Source organism: Streptomyces sp. NPDC051913 (genome assembly GCF_044593635.1).
Classification (GTDB): Bacteria; Actinomycetota; Actinomycetes; order Streptomycetales; family Streptomycetaceae; genus Streptomyces.
The window spans coordinates 1-16319 of record NZ_JBIUCI010000016.1 but is presented as its reverse complement, the minus strand read 5'-3'; the positions used below and the strand labels follow the sequence as shown (position 1 = coordinate 16319).

At 73.3% G+C, this 16319-nt stretch carries 14 protein-coding genes and 2 pseudogenes; 12 read left to right on the top strand and 4 right to left on the bottom strand.

Annotation, left to right across the window (positions count from 1 at the left end):
* Positions 1-38: 38 nt before the first annotated feature.
* Positions 39-953, top strand: a complete 915-nt coding sequence (locus ACIHIX_RS36520) for an NAD(P)-dependent oxidoreductase (RefSeq protein ID WP_399963966.1) — start codon at positions 39-41, stop codon at positions 951-953.
* Here ACIHIX_RS36520 and ACIHIX_RS36515 read toward each other — a convergent pair.
* The gene (locus ACIHIX_RS36515) at positions 922-1200 is read right to left on the bottom strand and encodes a hypothetical protein (RefSeq protein WP_399963964.1); all 279 of its coding nucleotides are present in this window, start codon (positions 1198-1200) and stop codon (positions 922-924) included. The two genes, ACIHIX_RS36520 and ACIHIX_RS36515, sit on opposite strands and share 32 nt — an antisense overlap.
* Positions 1201-1218: 18 nt before the next feature.
* On the opposite strand from ACIHIX_RS36515, the pseudogene ACIHIX_RS36510 reads away from it, so the two are divergent.
* The 9 genes and pseudogenes from ACIHIX_RS36510 to ACIHIX_RS36470 form a co-directional block, all read left to right on the top strand.
* Positions 1219-1721 (top strand): annotated as a pseudogene (locus tag ACIHIX_RS36510) (ABC transporter ATP-binding protein); the annotation flags it as partial.
* 59 nt (positions 1722-1780) lie between these two features.
* Positions 1781-2371 (top strand): hypothetical protein, encoded by a 591-nt coding sequence (locus tag ACIHIX_RS36505; RefSeq protein ID WP_399963962.1) that lies wholly within the window; start codon positions 1781-1783, stop codon positions 2369-2371.
* A 40-nt stretch (positions 2372-2411) separates the two neighbouring features.
* Complete coding sequence (locus tag ACIHIX_RS36500; protein ID WP_399963960.1) at positions 2412-3131, top strand: YcnI family protein; 720 nt, start codon at positions 2412-2414, stop codon at positions 3129-3131.
* A gap of 80 nt (positions 3132-3211) precedes the next feature.
* On the top strand, positions 3212-3541 hold the full coding sequence (locus ACIHIX_RS36495; protein ID WP_399963958.1) for a hypothetical protein: 330 nt from the start codon (positions 3212-3214) through the stop codon (positions 3539-3541).
* Entirely contained in the window at positions 3538-5796 is a 2259-nt protein-coding gene (locus tag ACIHIX_RS36490; RefSeq protein WP_399963956.1) for a heavy metal translocating P-type ATPase, read from the top strand. Before ACIHIX_RS36495 ends, ACIHIX_RS36490 begins: the two co-directional genes overlap by 4 nt.
* Positions 5793-6305 carry a copper chaperone PCu(A)C gene (locus ACIHIX_RS36485; protein WP_399963954.1) on the top strand — a complete coding sequence of 171 codons (513 nt, stop codon included), beginning with the start codon at positions 5793-5795 and terminating at the stop codon, positions 6303-6305. Before ACIHIX_RS36490 ends, ACIHIX_RS36485 begins: the two co-directional genes overlap by 4 nt.
* A gap of 81 nt (positions 6306-6386) precedes the next feature.
* Positions 6387-7025: a hypothetical protein gene (locus ACIHIX_RS36480; RefSeq protein ID WP_399963952.1), complete on the top strand. Its 639-nt coding sequence runs from the start codon at positions 6387-6389 to the stop codon at positions 7023-7025.
* A 182-nt stretch (positions 7026-7207) separates the two neighbouring features.
* Positions 7208-7840, top strand: a complete 633-nt coding sequence (locus ACIHIX_RS36475; protein WP_399963950.1) for a sigma-70 family RNA polymerase sigma factor — start codon at positions 7208-7210, stop codon at positions 7838-7840.
* A gap of 259 nt (positions 7841-8099) precedes the next feature.
* Positions 8100-8528 (top strand): VOC family protein, encoded by a 429-nt coding sequence (locus ACIHIX_RS36470; RefSeq protein ID WP_399963948.1) that lies wholly within the window; start codon positions 8100-8102, stop codon positions 8526-8528.
* A gap of 56 nt (positions 8529-8584) precedes the next feature.
* On the opposite strand, the gene ACIHIX_RS36465 is transcribed toward ACIHIX_RS36470, so the two are convergent.
* The 3 genes from ACIHIX_RS36465 to ACIHIX_RS36455 form a co-directional block, all read right to left on the bottom strand.
* Positions 8585-9454, bottom strand: a complete 870-nt coding sequence (locus ACIHIX_RS36465) for a LysR family transcriptional regulator (RefSeq protein WP_399963946.1) — start codon at positions 9452-9454, stop codon at positions 8585-8587.
* 101 nt (positions 9455-9555) lie between these two features.
* Complete coding sequence (locus tag ACIHIX_RS36460) at positions 9556-10824, bottom strand: MFS transporter (protein WP_399963944.1); 1269 nt, start codon at positions 10822-10824, stop codon at positions 9556-9558.
* Positions 10825-10845: 21 nt separating this feature from the next.
* Positions 10846-12105 (bottom strand): acyltransferase family protein, encoded by a 1260-nt coding sequence (locus ACIHIX_RS36455; RefSeq protein WP_399963942.1) that lies wholly within the window; start codon positions 12103-12105, stop codon positions 10846-10848.
* A gap of 213 nt (positions 12106-12318) precedes the next feature.
* Between ACIHIX_RS36455 and ACIHIX_RS36450 the strand changes: the two genes are divergently transcribed.
* Positions 12319-16029 (top strand): helix-turn-helix domain-containing protein, encoded by a 3711-nt coding sequence (locus tag ACIHIX_RS36450; protein ID WP_399963940.1) that lies wholly within the window; start codon positions 12319-12321, stop codon positions 16027-16029.
* 93 nt (positions 16030-16122) lie between these two features.
* Positions 16123-16319 (top strand): annotated as a pseudogene (locus ACIHIX_RS36445) (hypothetical protein); the annotation flags it as partial.

Sequence of the window (16319 nt, the reverse complement as noted above, 5' to 3'; positions counted from 1 at the left end):
CGCTGTCATAGTCGATGGTGGGCGACGGGTGGTGGCGCATGGTGTACGTCGGTTTCGTCGGCCTCGGTGTCATGGGGCAGCCCATGGCCCTCAACCTCGCCCGCGCGGGCACGCCCCTCGTCGTCTGGAACCGCACGCCGGGCCGGTGCGACCCCGTGTGCGCCGCCGGGGCGGAGGTCGTGGCCACCTGCGCCGAGGTCTTCGCGCGGGCGCGCACCGTGATCCTCATGCTGTCCGACGAGGACGCCATGGACGAGGTCCTCTGCCGCGGCACCGCGGCCTTCACCGCGCTTGTCGCCGACCGCACCCTCGTCCACATGGGCACCACCTCCGCCGAGTACTCGGCGGACCTGGCGGAGGCCGTCCGGGCCGCGGGCGGACGATACGTCGAGGCCCCGGTCTCCGGCTCCCGAGTCCCGGCGGAGCAGGGGGCGTTGGTCGGGATGCTCGCGGGGGAGCGGGACGCGGTGGAGGCCGTACGGCCGCTGCTCGCGCCGCTGTGCCGCGAGACGTTCGACTGCGGGCCGGTACCGGGCGCCCTGCTGATGAAGTTCTCGGTGAACCTCTTCCTGATCACCCTGGTCACCGGGCTGACCGAGGCGTTCCACTTCGCCGACCGGCACGGCCTCGACCAGCGGCTGCTCCGGGACGTCCTGGACGCCGGCCCCATGGCCAGCGCCGTCTCCCGAGTGAAGGGCGCCAAGCTGGTGGACCGTGACTTCGGGGTCCAGGCGGGCGCCGCGGACGTGCTGAAGAACAACCGGCTGATCGCCGAGGCCGCCCGCAGGACGAAGCTGGCCTCCCCGCTCCTCGACGTCTGTCACGCCCTCTTCGGCGAGACCGTGGCGCGGGGGCACGGCGGTGAGGACATGGTGGCCGTACTGCGGGCGATCGAGGCCCGGACGGACGGCGCCCCCGCGCCTACCGGCCCCGCAACCACTGCTCTTTCGTGATCTCGTAGCGCACGCCCTCGTGCTCGGAGCCCTCGACCCGCTCTGTGCCGGAGGGGGTGGGGGCGGCGTCCGTGAAGGTCGTCCCGAGCTTCTCCATGACGTTGCGCGAACCGCGATTCACGACCATCGTCTCGGCCCGGCCCGTGCGCACACCGAGTTCGGTGAGCGCCGTGGCCGGCAACGCCCGTGAGCCCTCGGTGCCATCACCGACGCCGTCGACCGCTGCGGCGTACGTCCCTTCGTGCACCGCGACTACGCCTCCCACTCCGGCGGCAACACCGCCGGCCTGACCGTCACCGAGATCGTCGCCCTGGGCCGTGCCCCGCACCACGGTCTGCCGGGTCGCGACGGCACCGAGGACCGGGCCGCCGTCACCGACGCCGTCGACCGCTGCGGCGTACGCCCCTTCGCGCACCGCGACTACGCCTCCCTCTCCGGTGGCGAACGTCAACGCGTCCTGCCGGCCCGCGCGTCGGCCCAGCAACCCGGCCTTCTCGTCCTGGACGAACTCGCCGACCACCTCGACATCCGCGCCTGCTTCGCACCGCTCAACCTGATCCGCGCCGGCGGCGTCACCGCACTCGCCGTCCTGCACGACCTCGACCTCGCCACCCGCCTCTGCGCGGGGGAACGGAGGCGGCGGCGGGCCCGGTCCTCGACGTGCTCACCCCGGACCTGCTCGCCGACGTCTTCGACGCCCGCGCCCGCACCGAACGGCATGCCGACCGTGTCATCCGCATCACCTACGAAGCACGGCCGCTCGCATGACGCGCAGTAGGCACGGGCGGACGCGGCGGCTCCCGGGCGGCATGGCAGCATCGGGGGCGATGCGAGTGTCGATGGCGGTCCGGAGCGTGCGCGCGGCGGTGTTCGCGGTGCTGTGCGTGCTGCTCGCCACCGGGGGACACGCACTGGCCACGGGCGAGGCACCGCCGGTGCGGTTCCAGATCGCCGCGGCCGTACCCGTCTTCGCGGTCGGCTGTCTTCTCGGCGGCCGGGAACGCTCGCTGACCGGGATCGGTGCCGTGACGCTCGCCGCCCAGGGCGGACTGCACGTCGCCTTCCATTCCGTCCGACAGCAGCACTCCGCGATGGCCCTGCACGGCATGCGGATGAGCACACACGCCCACGCCCACTCGCACGCCCTGACCCCGCACGCCACCGCCGTCCACATCGCAGCGGCGCTCACCCTCACCTGGTGGCTGCGGCGGGGCGAGGCCGCGCTGTGGGCGCTGCTGCGGTGGGCGGTCGAGTGCGTGCCGGGGCTCGTGGCGTGGTGGCGGACGGCCGGGGGAGCGCCGGAGAGGCCGCTGCCCGGACCGCGGATCCGGGTGGCCTGCCGATCACTGAGGAGCGCGCGGCTGCGGTACGCCGTGCGTCGACGAGGACCGCCGACCGGGATGTCGTACGCCGTCTGAACCCCGACATCCCTTCCGCAGTACGGAGATCCCCTCAGTCATGTCCACCACCCCGCGCCGAGTCGGCGCCGTCCTCACCCTCGCCGCCGTCGGCCTCCTCGCCACCGCGGGTGTCGCCTCCGCACATGTCACCGTCCATCCCGAGAGCTACGCCAAGGGCGCCACGGACGGCGTGCTGACCTTCCGCGTCCCCAACGAGGAGGACAGCGCCAGCACCACCGAGGTGCAGGTCTTCCTGCCCACCGACCACCCGGTCCTCGGCGTCCTCGTCTCGCCGCGGGACGGCTGGACCGCCAAGGTCACCACCACCAAGCTCAAGACGCCGGTGAAGACGGACGACGGCAGCATCACCGACGCCGTCTCCGAGATCACCTGGACCGGCGGGAAGATCACGGCCGGGCACTACGAGGACTTCGACGTCGCCTTCGGCCAACTGCCGGACGACACCGACCAGCTGACCTTCAAGACCCTCCAGACGTACTCCGACGGCAGGACCGTCCGCTGGATCGAGGAGGCCGCGCAGGGCGACGAGGAGCCGGAGAACCCGGCACCGGCCGTCAAGCTCACCGCGAAGGCGGCAGAGGCCGGGACGGCGGTCGCTCCGTCGGCGAGCGCGAAGAGCACCGAGTCGACGGCGTCGGGCAGCGACTCCACCGCACGGGGGCTCGGCGTCGCCGGGCTCGTCGTGGGCGTACTCGGGCTCGCGGCAGCGGTGTTCGCCGTCGTGCGCGGCCGTACCCCCGGTGCGCGCGCCGAGTGACGCAGGCGCCGCCCGCCCGGCCGACGCCGCAACGCCGGCCGGGCGGGGGCGCTACGACTCGCGTGATATGGATCACATCGATGTCGTGGAACTTGACGACCCGTCATCCCGACTCCTGGAACGGTAGGGCCGACGGCCGTACGACCTGTGATCTGGAGACGCGGTTGATGGACGAGTTCCGGCATTCTCCCTCCGCCCCGGGCGCGGGCGCGGCGCCGCGGAGGTTCGCGCCGCCGCCCGCGCTCTGCGGCTTCCTCCTGCTGCTGGCGCTGATGTTCACCGTGTCGTACGCCGTCGGCGCGGCCTCCGGCCCGGTCGCGCCCGGCATGCACGGCACCAGCACCGACGGCGACGCCGCCGACGCGGACGACATGGACATGGACGGCGGCACGCACGGGGCAGACTGGTGAACGGCACCGGATCCGTGACCGCCCCGGTGACCACCGACCTCACCGTCGGCGGCATGACCTGCGCGGCCTGCGTCCGACGCGTCGAGAAGAAGCTCGGCGGACTGGACGGCGTCACGGCGACCGTCAACCTCGCCACCGGGCGGGCCCGCGTCAGCCATCCGGCCGGGATCAGCCCGCGAGAGCTCGTCGAGACGGTGGAGAAGGCCGGCTACACGGCCGCGCTGCCCGAACCGCCGAAGCAGCGGCGGCGCGCGCAGGCCGACGCGTCCGACGAAGCCCGCGAGGAGCGGCGACGCCTCCTGACCACCGCGCTGCTCGCCCTCCCGGTGCTCGTGCTGTCGATGGTGCCGGATCTCCAGTTCCGCAACTGGCAGTGGCTGTGCCTCGTCCTGGCCGCACCGGTCGCCGTGTGGGGCGCCTGGCCCTTCCACACCCGGGCGGTCCGCGGGCTGCGACACTCGGCGGCCACCATGGACACCCTGGTCTCGCTCGGCGTGATCGCCTCCTTCTCCTGGTCGGTGTACGCGCTGTTCCTCGGCGGCGCGGGCGACCCGGGCATGCGGATGCCGTTCAGTCCGGTGCCCTCCGCGGCACGGGACGGTGTCGCACACGTCTACCTCGAAGCGGCCGTCGGTGTCCCGCTGTTCGTCCTGGCCGGACGTTTCCTGGAGGCCCGGGCCCGGCGCGGGACAGGGGAGGCGCTGCGCTCGCTGGCCCGGCTCGCCGCCAAGGAGGTGGCCGTACGGGAGGACGGTGCCGAACGGCTCGTCGCCATCGAGGACTTGGGTGTGGGACAAGTGTTCGTCGTGCGGCCCGGCGAACGGGTCGCCACCGACGGGCAAGTGGCGGAGGGCAGTTCGGCGGTCGACGTCTCCCTCGTCACCGGCGAGAGCGAACCGGTGGAGGTCGGGCCCGGCTCGGCCGTCGTCGGCGGGGCCGTCAACGCGGGCGGACTGCTCCTCGTACGGGCCACAGCGATCGGCGCCGACACCCAACTCGCCCGGATCACCCGGCTGGTGACCGAGGCCCAGGCGGGCAAGGCGAAGGCGCAGCGACTGGCCGACTCGGTGGCCGGGGTCTTCGTGCCGGTCGTGCTGGCGCTGGCCGTCACCGCGCTCGGGTTCTGGCTCGGCGCCGGAGCCGCTCCGCAGGCGGCCGTCACCGCGTGCGTGGCCGTCCTTGTAGTGGCCTGCCCGTGCGCCCTCGGCCTGGCGACACCGACCGCGCTGATGGCCGCGACCGGGCGCGGGGCCCAACTCGGCGTTCTCGTCACCGGTCCACAGGCCCTGGAGGGACTCCAGCACCTGGACGCCGTGGTCCTGGACAAGACCGGCACCCTCACCACCGGCCATATGAGCGTCGCCCGCGTCACCGCCGTACCGGACGGTCTCGGCGGGGACGCCGTACTGCGCCTGGCGGGCGCGGTGGAACAGGGGTCGGAGCATCCGATCGGGCGGGCGATCGCCGCGCACGCCCGGCGTGAACTGGGTGAACAGCTGCCCGAGGCAGGCGAGTTCAGCGCGCTGCCCGGTCGGGGCGTGCGAGGGCGGGTGGACGGGCGCCTGGTGGAAGTCCGATCGCCGGACGACGAGTTGCCGACCGGCCTGGCCGTCACGGAAGACGCCGCGTACACGCCGGTACTGGTGTACGTGGACGGCGTCGCCCAAGCGCTCATCGAGGTCGGCGACGTCGTACGCCCCGGCAGCTACCGGGCCGTCGACCGGCTCCGGCGTCTGGGCGTACGGCCCGTGCTCGCCACCGGCGACCGGGAGGCGCCCGCCCGGGCCGTCGCCCGGGCACTCGGCATCGACGAGGCGTACGCCCGCTGCACTCCCGAGGAGAAGGCCGACCTCGTGCGCGGCCTCCAGGCGCGGGGGCACCGGGTCGCGGTCATCGGTGACGGCGTGAACGACGCCGCCGCCCTCGCCCGCGCCGACCTCGGCATCGCCATGGGCACCGGCACGGACGTGGCCATCGGCGCCGCCGACGTCACCCTCGTACGCGGCGACATCGAGGCGCTGGCGGACGCCGTCCGGCTGGCCCGGCGCACCCTCGGCACGATCCGCGCCAACCTGGTCTGGGCGTTCGGCTACAACGTCGTCACCGTCCCGCTCGCCATGGTCGGCCTGTTGAACCCCATGCTCGCCGCGGCGGCGATGTCGGCCAGCTCGGTCCTGGTGGTCGCCAACAGCCTGCGCCTGCGCGCCTGGCAGCCGACGCCCTCCTCCTCGCCCGCCCGGAGGCGCACCCGATGACCGCACAGAACCCATGGCGCCCGACCCGGCGCCGCCTCGCCGACACCCTGAACGCCGCGCTCGTGCCCGTCGCCGCGTGCGGCCTCGCCCTCGGCGGCCTGACCACCTGGGTCACCGCCGGTCAGGCGGGCAGCCCGCCCCGGATCACCGTCTCCCCGGGACGGGTGCTCCTGCCGTACGGCGACACGACACAGACCGCGGCCTTCTTCGACATCGCCAACACGGGCGACGCGGACGACCGGCTGCTCCGGGTGACGTCCGCCGAGACCGGGGGCGACATCGAGCTCAGCCGCCACCTCATGACCGGCGAGGCGGCCGCCTCCCGGGAGACCGTGACCACGGTCTCCGTCCCCGCACGCGGCGAACTGTCCATGTCGCCCCAGGACGTGGACGTCGTCCTGCGGTCCCGATCGGGGTGGCGGGCGGGCGACCTCGTCGCGTTCACGCTCCACTTCGAGCACAGCGGGACCGTCGAGACGCTCGCCCTGGTCGTCCGGCCGGGCGGCTGAACAGGGCCGACCCGCTGTGGCACCTGTGGATTCGCGTACCCCCGCCTGCCGACCGCTGCCCGGATGCGAGGATGAGGCGCCATGACAACAGGGTGGTGTTCTCGCACAGTACGGGCCGCGGTGTTCGCGGCCGTCTGCGTGCTGCTCGCCGCCCTCGGCCACGTCCTGATGTCCGGTGCCGACGTGCCCGCCTGGGCCCTGGCCGCCGGCGTGACCGGGACGGGTGCCGTCGGCTGGGGTCTGGCCCGACGGGAACGCGGGCTGCCGTTGATCGTGACGGCCGTGGTCGTCGTACAGACGGTGCTGCACCAGGCGTTCTCTCTCGCCCAGACGTCACCGGACGAGCCGACCGCCATGGGCATGCACATGGACATGGACATGGACATGGGCATGGACGCGGGCATGGGGTCGATGCACATGGGGCACGCCATGCACAGCGGCGTCGACTCGTCGTCTTACGGCATGCTCGCCGCCCATCTGCTCGCCGCGCTCCTGACCGGCCTGTGGCTGGCGTACGGCGAGAAGGCCGCCTTCCGTATCCTGCGCGCCGTCGCCGGACGGCTGGCGGCGCCGCTCCGGCTGCTCCTGGCGCTGCCGACGCCCGCCGACCGCCCCCGCGTCCGTCGCGGGCGCCCGCGCTCGGACCGGGCCCCGGCCCTGCGCCTCCTCGTCCACGCGATCACCTCCCGGGGTCCTCCGGTGGGGCCGGCTGTCGGCTGACGACAGCGGGCAACCCGAGGCCGCCCCAGCGTGCCTCGGGTCTCGGCCGTACGCCCACGCGGGCGCCGCACACGCCATGGCGTGGGCCCGTCCCCGCGTGCCGTAGGGCCGTCTCCCCCTTCACCGGACCTCGCGCCCTCGCGCGCACCGGTCCGGTTCACGGATCCCGAGAAGGACACCAGGTGATCACCTCTGCCCTGCCTGACTCGCCCACCGCGACGGACGCCAGAACCGGCACGTCCGCCTCGATCGACGAGTCGATAACCGCCTGGGCCCTGGCCGCCCGCGGCGGTGACACGGACGCCGTCGAGCGGTTCGTGAGCGCGCTCCAACGGGACGTCCAGCGCTACGTCGCCCATCTGTGCGGCGACCCCCAGGCCGTGGACGACCTCGCCCAGGACACGTTCCTGCGGGCGCTCGGCAGTCTGCACCGCTTCGAAGGGCGCTCCTCGGCGCGCGCGTGGCTGCTGTCGATCGCCCGCCGGGCCGTCATCGACAGCTACCGGTACGCCGCCGCCCGGCCGCGCCTGTCCGACGTACCCGACTGGCAACTGGCCGTCGAGCACGCCCAGCCGCAGGGCCTGCCCGGCTTCGACGACGGCATCGCGCTGCTGGACCTGCTGGCCACGCTGCCCGCCGAGCGCCGGCAGGCGTTCGTCCTCACACAGTTGGCCGGCCTGCCGTACGCGGAGGTCGCCGAGGCCGGTGACTGTCCGATCGGCACGGTCCGCTCCCGTGTGGCCCGCGCCCGGGCGAGCCTGCTGGAACTGCTGACCGAGGCGGAAGAGCCAACCGCCGTCCTCGCGGCGGTCTGAGGCCTTTCCGCACGCGGATGTCGGGGCGGCGGTCCCTTGCCGGAGCGCCGCCCCGAATGATGTTGCCCCCGCCGACGACGATCACTAGGGTCGGTCGGGTGACTGCCGGGTCGGCCTTGGGCCACACACGAGTGAGGTACCCGGCCTCGACGTGAGCGCGAGGCGGGCACGCGGCCCGCCCCTCCCTCCGTGTCTTTGCTCCCGGCGCCCGTGTGCGGCGCCCGTTCCAGCGGATCCCAAGACCGGAGACTCACCTTTCATGTCCCCTGACCAGCCGTACCCGTACGACGCCGACCTGCCGACGGCCGGAGTCCAGTTGAACCACACCGCCGTCTACGCGAGCGACCGGCACCTGTCCGCCGAGTTCATCGCCGTGATCCTGGGGCTGCGGGTGGGCGCCCCCTTCGGGCCGTTCGTGCCCGTGGACCTCGGCAACGGCGTCACGCTCGACTACTACGAGAAGCGGGACGAGCCGATCCAGTCCCAGCACTACGCCTTCCTCGTGCCCGACGACCGGTTCGACGCGATGATCGCCCGCCTGGAAGCGGTCGACGTGACGTACTACGCCGACCCCGCGCACACCGATGCAGGCCGGATCAACCGTCTGTTCGGGGGCCGCGGCGCCTACTTCGACGACCCGGACGGCCACAACATGGAGATCATGACGCGGCCTTACGTCCGTCCCTAGCGGGCGAAGGCGCCGAACCGGGTGCCCGCAAGGGCATTTGCCCGAGAAGCACGTGGTCAGGTGATGTGGCGCAGCAGCGCGGCGGCCGCCGGGGGCGGCTCGCCAGGAGGCCGAACCACCATGATCTTCCAGTGGGGTGCGTGGCGGTCGAAGCGGTACTGGGCCAGATCGGGGAAGCGGTCGGCGATCGACTGGGGCATGACGCACACGCCCAGGTCGTTGCGGACCAGTTCGGCCGCCGCGCCGATGTCGTTCACCTCGAAGGTCGTGGTGCGGTCGACGCCCGCGGCCCGGAAGGCCCGGTCGACGGCGTAGCGAATGGCCCAGCCGGACGTGAAGTCGACCAGGGGCAGCCGGGCGATGTCGGCGAGCCGCACCGGCCCGTTCGGCGCCGCCCCGAAGAGGTCCCGCCGGGGCGCCGCCAGCAGCACCATGTCCTCGCGGGCCAGCAGCCGCGTCGCGAGCCCGCGCTGCTGCTGGCGGTCGAGCGCCACCACGGCCAGGTCCACCGTGCCCTCGCGCAGCGCCTGCCGGATGTCGGCGACGGCGGCCTGCCGCAACTGCACGACCACACCCGGATGTTCGGCCCGCAGCGCGGCCAACGCGTGGTGGAGCCCCGCCCAGACGCCCTGCATCGTGCCGACCGTCACCCGCCCCCGAAGCTGCCCCTTCACGGCGTCCACGGCCTCCCGGGCCTGTTCGGCGGCCCGGAGCGTCGCGCGCGCGGCGGGCACGAACGCCTCGCCGGCCGGGGTGAGCGCGACGCGGTGGGTGGTGCGGTCGAACAAGGCGGTGCCCAGCTCGCGCTCCAGCGCGCGGACCGTGCTGGACACGGCGGACTGGACCACGTTCAGTCGCCTGGCCGCCGCCGTGAAACCGCCCGCGTCGGCCACCGCGACGACGACCTCCATCTGCCGCAGATCCATCATCCGCTCCAGGTCAGGCAGCGCTCCGACCGGCGCTGCTGCGACGGTCGCCGATCTTCGTCGGCATCGTATGCGCGCGGCGTCCGCTCGTGAGGCATCCGTCAGCGACCCGCCTCGGGGTTCCGCGGCCGTTCGGTGGCCCAGTAGAGCAGCGCGGCGAGCGGCAGGGCCGCCCCCAGGACGGTCAGGGCGGTCCAACCGCCCGCGTGGTAGACGACGGACCCGAGCTGTGAGCCGGCCGCGCCGCCGACGAAGAACAGGGCGATGAAGGCGCTGTTGAGGCGGGCACGGGCGGCCGGGTCGAGCTGGTAGACGGTGTGCTGGCCGAGGATCAACGTGGTCTGTACGGCCATGTCGACGACGATCGCGGCCAGGGCGAGCAGGACGACGCTGTGTCCGCCGAACCCGGCGACCGCGAACGCCAGCGCGGCGGCCACGAAGGCGATGCCGGTCATGGGACGGACCAGCCCCCGGTCGGCCCACCGTCCGGCGAACGGGGCGATGGCCGCGCCGGCCGCGCCGACGAGGGCGAACACGGCGACCCCGACGGGGGAGTAGTGGAAGCCAGGGCCCGTCAGGACGAAGGAGACGGTGGTCCAGAACGCGCTGAAGGCGCCGAACATCGCCGCCTGGTAGAGGCCACGCCGCACCAGCACCGGGTGCGTGCGCACCAGCCGGGCGGTGGAGCGCAGCACGTGGTGGTACGGCACGGTGATGGTCGGCGCGTGCTGCGGCAGCGCCGCGAGCAGGGCCACGGCGAGCACGGCCATCAGCGCGGCGGAGCCGAGGAAGACGACACGCCAGCCCGCGAGGTCGGAGACCAGACTGCTGACCGTACGGGAGAGCAGGATGCCGGTGAGCAACCCGCTCATCACCCGGCCGACGACACGACCGCGGGCGTGGTCGGGGGCGAGTCCGGCGGCGAAGGGCACCAGGATCTGGGCGACGACCGACGTGGCGCCGCTGACCAGCGAGGCGATCAGCAGCATGGGGAAGCTCGTGGCGAGTCCCGCCGCCACCAGGGCGAGGGTCGTCACCGTCAGCAGGACGGTGACCAGGTTCCGCTTCTCCAGCCGGTCGCCGAGCGGGACCAGGAACAGCATGCCGATCACATAGCCGATCTGGGTGACCGTGACGAGGGCGCCGGCGGTGGCCGTGCTCGTGTGGAACACCCCGCTCAGCGAGGACAGCAGGGGCTGGGCGTAGTAGAGGTTGGCGACCGTCATGCCCGAGGCGACGGCCAGCAGCGCCACCAGTCGGCCGGACACGCCTCGGGTAGCCGGCACGGTCGCGGACAGGTGCGCCTTCTTGAACTTCTTCGCTGTGGTCACGCAGGCGTAAGCGTCGGTCCGCCCCGGTTGCTTCCTCATCGGAGGCGATGATCCGGAATGTCAGTCATCTCGATCGGAGATAGGCACCGTCGTCGGCCGCCCGAGCCGTCGGCCCCAGCGCCGGCCCGGCTCCTCGACGTACCGGTGGGTCAGCAGGCACACGGGCAACAGCACGACGAAGAACGCCACTTCGAGTACGGCATCGTCGTGCCGTCGCCGGCCGACCGTGCCGTCGACGACCGCCAGCAGCACCGGATGCACCAGATAGACCGAGTAGCTGATCGCCCCGAGCCCGGTCAGCAGCCGCGGCAGGCGTCGTCGGCGCATCAGCAGCCCGGCGCCGAAGGTGAGCACGGCCAGCAGGAACGCGACGATCCAGCCGCGCCGGGTGAAGGGGGCGTCGCCGCCGTACCCGTACGCGCTCCCCACGGCACACACGACCACGACGACCGCGCCGACGACCACGTGGCGCCGGCCGCTGCGACCGTTCTCGGCGCGGTGGACGGCGGTGCCCAGGAACATCACGGCGAGGATCACCAGGCTCTCCCACAGCGGGACCGTGCCGTTGAACGCGACCAGGACGAGTGCCAACACCCCGCCCAGGACGCCCCCGAGGCGCCGCAGCGAGGGAGAGCCGGAACTCGCGCAACCGATGGCGACCGCCATGGTGACCGAGGCCGAGGCGACGAGCGGTCCGGTGCCGAGAAGGCCGGACAGGGCGGAAGGCGGGACGGTCAGGCCGACCGTCACACTCACGGCGGCGAGCACGGCCAGCAGGACCGACGTCGCCGCCGACCGCTGGTGAAGGCGGACCGTGAAGAGGGCGACGACGAGGAGATAGAAGGACATCTCGTAGGAGAGCGTCCACAGCACCAGCAGGAGGCTGGGTGTCCCCAACAGCTCCTGGAGCATGGTGACATGGGCGACGGCCACGGAGACGACGCTCCGCGTGCCGAAGTCACGGATCTCCGCGACGCCCAGCAGGCGGGCGACGAGAAGCAGGGCGACGACGGCCGCCCACAGCGGGTACACCCGGAAGAGCCGCCCGATCCAGAACGTCCGCACACAGCCCCGGCGCTCCAGCGACGCGGGCACGATGTAGCCGCTCACCAGGAAGAACACCATGATGCCGTAACGGCTGGTGTTGAACTGCGGCATCAACTCCCCTCGGAAGTCGGCCAAGAACGTGTACGACGAGTGGTCGAACACCACGACGAGCGCGGCGATGCCGCGCAACGCGTCCAGCCAGCCCAACCGTGACGGACCGGGGGTGGTGAGGGTGACCGGACGGCGTGCGGCGTCGGCGGGTGGGGCTTTCATACGTGGGTGACGTCCTCTTCGGTCAGGTGTGCCGCGGATCTGGGCAAGCGGCGCGGCACCGCTTCCGTCGACGAGTCCAGCGGGCCGCGCATTGTTCGGCAGGCCTGTCCCGGCGGCCGAACAACGCGGTGGGCGGGTGAGCCGTTCGGGCCTGAGGGACGTACGGGTAACGGCTGGTCGCGGTGGAGCGGTTACGGCCGGAAGGGGGAAGGCGTGGCGGGGCGTCGTGAACTGCCGGTGGATCCGGCGGCGGGACCGGTGCAGCGGTTCGCGTGCGCGTTACGCGAGTTGCGGGCGGCGGCGGACGGGATGACCTACCGGTCGCTGGCACGGCGGGCGGGCTACTCGGTGAGTACGTTGTCGCAGGCCGCGGCGGGCGAGCGGTTGCCGACGCTGCCGGTGGCCCTCGCCTATGCGCGGGCCTGCGGTGGGGACTTGGCGCAGTGGGAGGCGCGGTGGAAGGAAGCCGCGGAGGGCGCGGCCGGTGACGACGACGGCTCTTTCCCGCCGTACCGGGGCCTGGCGAGGTTCGAGACCGCGGACAGCGACCTCTTCTTCGGCCGGGACCGGCTCACCGCCGACCTCGTCGACCTGCTGCGCGGACGACGGTTCGCCGCCGTCTTCGGACCCTCCGGCAGCGGCAAGTCCTCGTTGCTGCGGGCCGGCCTGATCCCCGTCCTGCGAACGACACGGGAGCCGGGCCTGCGGCCGGCCGCGATCAGGATCCTGACGCCGGGCGAGCACCCCCTGCGCAGCCACGCCTCCCTGCTGGAACCCGCCCCCGCCGAGGCGGACACCTTCGTGATCGTCGACCAGTTCGAAGAGGTCTTCACGCTCTGCCAGGACCCGGCCGAGCGCGCACGCTTCATCGACCTGCTGCTCACCGCCCGGCAGCCCGCCGCCCGTCTGCGTGTGCTGCTGGCGGTACGCGGCGACTTCTACGGCCGCTGCGCCGAGCACCGCGAGCTGGCCGACGCCCTGCGCGACGCCAACCTCCTGGCCGGAGCGCTGAGCCCGGCGGAACTGCGGGACACCGTCGTCAAGCCGGCCACGGCCGCCGGACTGACCGTGGAACGCGCCCTCACCGCGCGGCTGGTGAAGGAGGTCGCCGACGCGCCGGGCGGACTGCCGTTGCTGTCCCACGCGTTGCTGGAGACCTGGCGCCGACGCCGCGGCAAGACCCTGACCGTGGCGGGGTACGAGGCGGCCGGATGCCTGGACGGCGCGATCGCCACCACCGCCGAGCAGATCTACGACGGCTTCACCGACGACCAGGCGACCGCCGCCCGCCGGGTGCTGCTGCGCCTGGTCGCCCCCGGGGACGGCACGCCCGACACCCGTCGTCCCGTCCGGCGCGCCGAACTGCCCGGCACCGGCCGGGACGGCACGGCCGCGGTGGTGGACGCACTCGCCCGGGCACGGCTGCTCACCCTGGACGACGACACGGTCGAGATGGCCCACGAGGCCCTGATCACGTCGTGGCCCCGGCTGCGCGGCTGGATCGACGCGGACCGTGAACGCCTGCGCGCACACCGGAAACTGACCGAGGCGGCGCACACCTGGCGGGAGTTGGGCCGGGAGAAAGGCGCCCTGTACCGGGGGAGCAGGCTCACCGCCGTACAGGAATACTTCGGCGGCGCGCCGCGCGGGGAACTGACCGAGCTGGAAAGGGACTTCCTCGACGCCAGCCGTGATGACGCGCGGCGCGGCCGTCGTCGGTACCGGCTGGTGCTCACCGGGGTCACCACCGCCCTGTGCCTCGCCCTGGTCGCCGCCGGCCTCGCCGTGGGGCAGTGGCGGAGCGCGATCACCGCCCAGCACACCGCTCAGTCCCGTCAACTCGCCGCCCAGTCGCGTGCCTTGCTGGACTCGGATCCCGACCTCGCCGCCCTGCTCGCCGTGCACGCCTACCGGACCAGCCCGACCCGTGAGGCGGCCGGGGCCCTGTACGCCGCCGCCGCGTCACCGCTGCGCGAGCGCCTCGCCGACGGCACCGCGCCGGTGGAGTCCCTCGCTCTCACCCCGGACGGACACACCCTCGCCACCCACAGCACGGACGGCACGGCGCGGATCTGGGACCTGTCCACAGGCCGCCTCCGCAAGGCGTTCACCGCATCCGCCGACGACGAAGACAGTCAGGTCGCGGCCCTCAGCCCCGACGGACGCACCCTCGCCGTCGCCACCACCGGTGACACCGGTGCGGCGGTGACCCTGTGGGATCCCGCGACCGGCAAGAAGCTCAGCACCTTCCCGATTCCGGACGGCGCGGTCCGCGCGCTCGCCTTCAGCCCCGACGGTCGGAGCGTGGCGGCCTCCTCCCCGGCCGCGGTACGGGTGTGGGACGTGTCCACCGGGCGTACCCGACACCGCTTCAGCGGCCATCCCGACCCGCACGGGGTCGCCTTCGGCCCGGACGGCCGTACCGTCGCCGCGGTGGGACCGGGCGGACAGGTGCGGGTGTGGGAGCTGGCCACGGGCCGCACCCGCACCTCACGGGACAGCCTGATAGGGGGCGGCGGCGCCGTGGCTCTCAGCCCCGACGGCCGGACCTGTGCGATCGCCGGCACCGACGGTTCGGTGCAACTACGGGAGACGGCCACCGGCGCAGTCCGGCGCACCATCAGAGATGTCCCCGTGGCGCTGAACGGACTGCGGTTCAGCGGGGACGGGCGGACCCTCGCCCTCTCCGGCAGTGGTGACACGGTCCGCCTGTGGGACACGGTCTCCGGTACGGCGATCGGCACGGTGACCGCCGGTCACCACGGGCGCGGGGCCGTGACGGTGGCCCTCGACGTGGACGGCCGCACCCTCGTGACCAGCAGCACCACGGACGCCGCCGCCCGCGTCCACGGTCTGTCCGTCGACCGCCCGCGGATCACGCTGCCGGGCCCCACCGGCACGCACCTCACCGACCTGACCTTCAGCCGGGACGGAAGCTTGGTGTCCGCGGTAGGTCAAGGTCCGCCGGGGGGTGGGGCCGTACGCCTGTGGGATGCCCGGACCGGCGACGCCGAAGCCACCCTGGCGTCGGCACCCGAAGCCGCTCCGGAGTTCAGTGGACGGCGGTTGCCCTTCGTGAGCTCCCGCCTCGCGGCGGTGGGCTTCAGCCCCGCCGGGCGTGCCCTGGTCGCCCGGGCGGGCAAGGGCGAGGTGATCGAGGTCCGGGACCTCGCCACGGGCCGCTTGCATCGAAGCCGGGCCGTGGACGCCGCCGGTCCGGCGGTCCTCAGTCCCGACGGAACCCGCCTCGCCTTCGCCGGCGCGAGGGGCGCGGTGCGGATCTGGCAGCTGTCGACCGGCGCGGTGCGCACCGTCCACGCCGGCGGCGGCGAGCTGGTGAGGGGGCTGGTGTTCGCCCCGGACGGTCGCACCCTCGCCGTCGTGGGCATCGAGGGCGACGGCGATCGGGTCACCCTGCTCGACCCCGCGACCGGCCGCACAGTGCGCACCCTCCGTCCGGGCATCCGCAGCCCACTGTCCCTCGCGTTCAGCCCGGACGGACGCTCCCTCGCCACCGTCGGCACGACCAACGGCCAGGTGAGGACGTGGGACGTGCGGACCGGTGATCTCCTGGCCGACTTCGGCGTCGGCGAAGGGGTGACCTCGCCGGCGTACAGCCCCGACGGACGCGCACTGGCCATGGGCACCGTGAGCGGAGTCCAGCTCTGGGATCTCGGCACCACCCAGAAGAGAGGCACCCTGCCGACCCGCTCGCCCACGGCGATGGCGTTCAGCCCGGACGGCCGCACCCTGGCGATCGCCACGGGCAGCTCCGTCGGCCTGTGGACCGTCGACCTGCCCGACCCGGCCGAGGCCATCCGCGCCCTCTGCGAGACCGTCGGCCGGTCTCTCACCGCTGTCGAACGGTCCCGCCATCCGGACGCCGGGGCCGCCGAATCCGGCTGCCCGGCGCGTGCAACCTGAGCCTTCCAGGAGGGGTGTTACTGAGGAGGACATCGTGCGCGCCCTGACCAGCGCGCACCGGGGAAGGAATCGGGGTGAACCGGGGTGCGTGTGATGACCAGCCCAATGCCCATCGCCTCACGCGGAGAGGGACCGGGGGACGACGGCGCGTACGACCCGCATGGCGCGGACGACGCACATGACGCGTACGACATGCGGGACTTCGAGACGTACGCGGCCGTCCGTTGGTCTCGGCTGGTGCGTACCGCGTATCTGCTGACCAACGGGGACCATCACGAGGCGGAGGACCT

Bases quoted from the DNA above. Each gene is read 5' to 3' on its own strand.
- ACIHIX_RS36520 (WP_399963966.1), top strand. From the start codon at position 39: ATGGTGTACGTCGGTTTCGTCGGCCTCGGTGTCATGGGGCAGCCCATG.
- ACIHIX_RS36505 (WP_399963962.1), top strand. From the start codon at position 1,781: ATGCGAGTGTCGATGGCGGTCCGGAGCGTGCGCGCGGCGGTGTTCGCG.
- ACIHIX_RS36500 (WP_399963960.1), top strand. From the start codon at position 2,412: ATGTCCACCACCCCGCGCCGAGTCGGCGCCGTCCTCACCCTCGCCGCC.
- ACIHIX_RS36495 (WP_399963958.1), top strand. From the start codon at position 3,212: ATGTCGTGGAACTTGACGACCCGTCATCCCGACTCCTGGAACGGTAGG.
- ACIHIX_RS36485 (WP_399963954.1), top strand. From the start codon at position 5,793: ATGACCGCACAGAACCCATGGCGCCCGACCCGGCGCCGCCTCGCCGAC.
- ACIHIX_RS36480 (WP_399963952.1), top strand. From the start codon at position 6,387: ATGACAACAGGGTGGTGTTCTCGCACAGTACGGGCCGCGGTGTTCGCG.
- ACIHIX_RS36470 (WP_399963948.1), top strand. From the start codon at position 8,100: ATGTCCCCTGACCAGCCGTACCCGTACGACGCCGACCTGCCGACGGCC.
- ACIHIX_RS36465 (WP_399963946.1), bottom strand. From the start codon at position 9,454: ATGGATCTGCGGCAGATGGAGGTCGTCGTCGCGGTGGCCGACGCGGGC.
- ACIHIX_RS36460 (WP_399963944.1), bottom strand. From the start codon at position 10,824: ATGAGGAAGCAACCGGGGCGGACCGACGCTTACGCCTGCGTGACCACA.
- ACIHIX_RS36455 (WP_399963942.1), bottom strand. From the start codon at position 12,105: ATGAAAGCCCCACCCGCCGACGCCGCACGCCGTCCGGTCACCCTCACC.